Origin of the sequence: Streptomyces sp. WAC06614, assembly GCF_003949795.1 — a bacterium.
Taxonomy (GTDB): domain Bacteria; phylum Actinomycetota; class Actinomycetes; order Streptomycetales; family Streptomycetaceae; genus Streptomyces.
Genome location: NZ_RPRY01000503.1, coordinates 1 through 3,528 on the forward strand (window position 1 = coordinate 1; position 3,528 = coordinate 3,528).

General features: G+C 71.6%; 3 protein-coding genes and 1 pseudogene. 2 read left to right on the forward strand and 2 right to left on the reverse strand.

Annotation, left to right across the window (positions count from 1 at the left end; translation table 11 throughout):
* A pseudogene (locus EF918_RS38785) lies at nt 1–77 on the forward strand (antibiotic biosynthesis monooxygenase); the annotation flags it as partial.
* Between the two features lie 140 nt (nt 78–217).
* On the opposite strand, the gene EF918_RS33900 reads toward EF918_RS38785, so the two are convergent.
* Nucleotides 218–613: a nuclear transport factor 2 family protein gene (locus tag EF918_RS33900; protein ID WP_125652722.1), complete on the reverse strand. Its 396-nt coding sequence runs from the start codon at nt 611–613 to the stop codon at nt 218–220.
* 274 nt (nt 614–887) lie between these two features.
* Between EF918_RS33900 and EF918_RS33905 the strand changes: the two genes are divergently transcribed.
* The gene (locus EF918_RS33905; RefSeq protein ID WP_125652724.1) at nt 888–1,367 is read left to right on the forward strand and encodes a GNAT family N-acetyltransferase; all 480 of its coding nucleotides are present in this window, start codon (nt 888–890) and stop codon (nt 1,365–1,367) included.
* 32 nt (nt 1,368–1,399) lie between these two features.
* Here EF918_RS33905 and EF918_RS33910 read toward each other — a convergent pair whose 3' ends face one another.
* A complete protein-coding gene (locus tag EF918_RS33910; RefSeq protein ID WP_125652723.1) occupies nt 1,400–3,454 on the reverse strand; it encodes an MFS transporter in 2,055 nt (684 codons plus the stop codon).
* Between the last annotated feature and the right edge of the window lie 74 nt (nt 3,455–3,528).

Genomic DNA, 3,528 nt, shown 5'->3' on the forward strand with positions numbered 1-3,528 from the left:
GGCCGAAGCCGGCGGCCTCGGGCTCGACGCTGTGGTCGTTCGAGGTCGTGCAGCAGGCGGGACCGAAGCAGGGCTGAGGCGGGGGCGGGGCGCGGGTGCCGCCTGACCGGCCGGTCCCGGCCTGGGCTCGGGCGGGGCCCGGCCGGTCAGCCGGGAGGCTGTTGGTCAGGCGGGGCGGCCGGTCACGCAGCGGGCCGGTCGGCCTGATCTCGGCCGGTCAGGCCCAGAAGGCGTTCTCCTCGTCGATGTCGGCGGTGCATTCGTCGATGTCGGTGATCTTTCCGCCGACGACGGTGAAGAAGAGCCCTCCGCCGATCTCCATCCCCCGGTCCTTGCGGTCGGCGTAGAACGTGTGGAACGACATCGCGTGCCCGCGCCCGTCCACCAGCACCGTGTGCAGGTCGACCCGCATGGTGCCCCCGGTCTCCTCGCCGAAGCGCCGGTAGAGGTCGAGCACGGCCTCGCGGCCCTTGTGGTGCCCGGACAGCGGATGCGTGCCGGGGACGTGATGGATGACGTCGGCGGTCATCAGCCGTCCGAGCGCGTCCATGTCGCCCTTGCTGAAGGCGTCGTAGCCGCGGCGGACGAGTGCGGCGTCCGGATGCTCCGACATGGCGTTTCCCACCCTTCGTCGGTCGAAATGAACCTTTTCCTATCATCGGCCCGAGGGTGTGGATATTCCATGCGGGGGTGGGGTGGGGGGACCCCATCATTGCGGCATGGACGAGACGAAGAAGATCGCCGAGCAGGCGGAGAGGGCCGCACAGGCCAAGAACGTGGACAGGGCGGAGACGACCGGCAGGGCAGAGACGACCGGCAGGACGGAGACGACCGGCAGGACGGAGACGACCGGCAGGTCGGAGACCGGGTCGGCCGGCGCCGAAGGGGTGCGCTGGTCCGTCGTCCCGGAGCCGCTGCACACCGCCGAAGCCACCGCCCTGCGCCGCGCGTACTACGCCGAGGTGGCCGGGCGGTACTGGGGCCGGCCCGCCACCGAGGCCGAGGTGGACGACGGCCTGGCCGATGACCCCGGCACCGAACTGGTCCGGCCCACCGGAGAGTTCGTGGTCGGCCGGCTCGACGGCCTGCCGGCCGCCTGCGGCGGCATACGCCTGCTCGACGCGCACACGGCCGAGCTGACGCGGGTGTACGTCGACCCGCGCGTACGGGGCACCGGCGGTGGCGCGGCACTGCTGGCCGCTCTGGAGGACGCGGCACGGTCGCTGGGCGCCCGGCGGATACGGCTGGACACCCGGACCGACCTGGTCGAGGCGCGGGGCCTGTACGCGAAGCACGGGTACGGGGAGATACCCGCGTACAACGACGGGCCGTACGCACAACACTGGTTCGAGAAGCCCTTGGGCTGAGCCCGAGCCTGAGCCCTCCGAGCCCCGGCCGGTCAGTGGGCGGCGTGGTCGCGGCGCGGCGGGGCGTCGTACGGCTCCTCCTTGTCGGACCCGCACAGCTCGGCGTTGATCTCCTCGACCAGCTTGACGAGGTCGGTCGGCCGGTCGGGGCCCCACCAGTCGCCGAGGAGCTCGGCGAGCGACTGCTGCCGGGCGGCGGCGAGCCGGGACGCCACCACGCGCCCGGTGTCGGTGAGCATCAGCGTGAGCCCGTCGCGGGTGGCGAGGCCGCGCTCCTCGACCTGCCGCGCCGCGTCGGTGACGGCCTTCAGGGGGACGGCGGTGCGCTCGGCGAGCAGCGCCGGCTCCACCGAGCCGTAGCGGTTGATCCGCAGCAGCAGCCAGCTGCTGGCGGGCAGCAGGTCGTAGCCGGCCCGGGCGGTGATCTTCTCGTAGACGTGCCGTCGGCCCTCGCGGGTGCCCAGGACCGACAGGGCGCGGGCGACCTCGTCGCGGGAGGACCGCTCGACCGGGTTGGAGGCCAGGGTCTCGGTGACGTCGGGGGCCGTGACGGAGCCGCGCAGCTTGTCCTCCTTGAGGAACCAGGCGACGACGAAGGCGATCAGGACCACGGGGACGGCGTAGAGGAACACGTTCGTGATGGACTCGGCGTAGGCGTCGAGCACGGTGGTGCGCAGGTCCGGGGGCAGCAGGGCCACGGCCCTCGGGTCGGCCTCCAGCCGGGCGGGGTCGGCGCCCGGGGGCAGCGTGACGCCGGTGAGGGCGGCGGCGATCTTGTCGTCGAGCAGATGGGTGAAGACGGTACCGAAGACGGCCACGCCGAAGGAGGCGCCGATCGAGCGGAAGAAGGTGGCCCCGGAGGTGGCGACGCCGAGGTCGGCGTAGCTGACGGCGTTCTGCACCACCAGCACGAGGACCTGCATGACCAGGCCCAGTCCGGTGCCGAAGACGAAGAAGTAGAGGCTCATCTCCCAGGTGGGGGTGGTCCGGTGGAGCTGGTGCAGGAGGAGCAGACCGAGGGCGGTCACGGCGGTTCCGGCGAGGGGGAAGACCTTCCAGCGTCCGGTACGGCTGACGATCTGCCCGGAGAGGGTGGAGGCGATGAGCATGCCGAGCACCATCGGGAGCATGTGGACGCCGGACAGGGTCGGCGAGACGCCCTGGACGACCTGGAGGAAGGTCGGCAGGTACACCATCGCGCCGAACATGGCGAAGCCGACGATGAAGCTGATCACGGAGCAGAGGGAGAAGGTGCGGATGCGGAACAGTTTGAGCGGCAGGACGGGCTCCGCGGCCCGCCGCTCCACGAACACGAAGGCCATGAGCAGCACCGCGCCCAGCACGGCCAGGCCGACGATCCGGGCCGAGCCCCAGCCCCAGCTGCCGCCGAGGGAGGCCACCAGCACCAGACAGGTGGCGACCGAGGCGATCAGGAAGGTGCCGAGGTAGTCGATGGTGTGCGGTTCGGTGCGCCGCGGCAGGTGCAGCACGGCGGCGATGACGGCGAGCGCCACGAGCCCGATGGGGAGGTTGATGTAGAACACCCAGCGCCACGAGAGCTGGTCCACGAAGAGTCCGCCGAGCAGCGGGCCCAGCACACTGGTGGCCCCGAAGACACCGCCGAACAGGCCCTGGTACCGGCCGCGTTCGCGCGGCGGGACGATGTCGCCCACGATCGCCATGCTCAGCACGATCAGGCCGCCGCCGCCCAGGCCCTGCAGGGCGCGGTAGCCGATCAGCTGCGGCATGTCCTGGGCGAGGCCGCACAGGGCCGAGCCGATCAGGAAGATGACGATGGCGGCCTGGAAGAGCCGCTTACGGCCGTACTGGTCGCCGAGCTTGCCCCACAGCGGGGTGGCGGCGGTGGAGGCGAGCATGTAGGCCGTGACGACCCACGAAAGGTGCGCCATCCCGCCGAGGTCGCTGACGATGGTCGGCAGGGCGGTGGAGACGATGGTCTGGTCGAGTGCGGCGATCAGCAGGCCGAGCAGCAGGGCTCCGATCGAGACGAGCACGTCACGGGAGGTGTGTTCGGCATGGGGTCCGGAACCGGGGCCCGCCGTGCGCGCGGTCACTTCCTGGGCCATGTACTCCTCCTCCGGCAGGTGCACATCTCCATCCTGAGCGGTGTGTCCGGTTATGGCCTGTCGGGCGGGTTGGG

Excerpts from the sequence above, each read along its gene's own strand:
- EF918_RS33900 (WP_125652722.1), bottom strand. The coding sequence starts at position 613 with ATGTCGGAGCATCCGGACGCCGCACTCGTCCGCCGCGGCTACGACGCC.
- EF918_RS33910 (WP_125652723.1), bottom strand. The coding sequence starts at position 3,454 with ATGGCCCAGGAAGTGACCGCGCGCACGGCGGGCCCCGGTTCCGGACCC.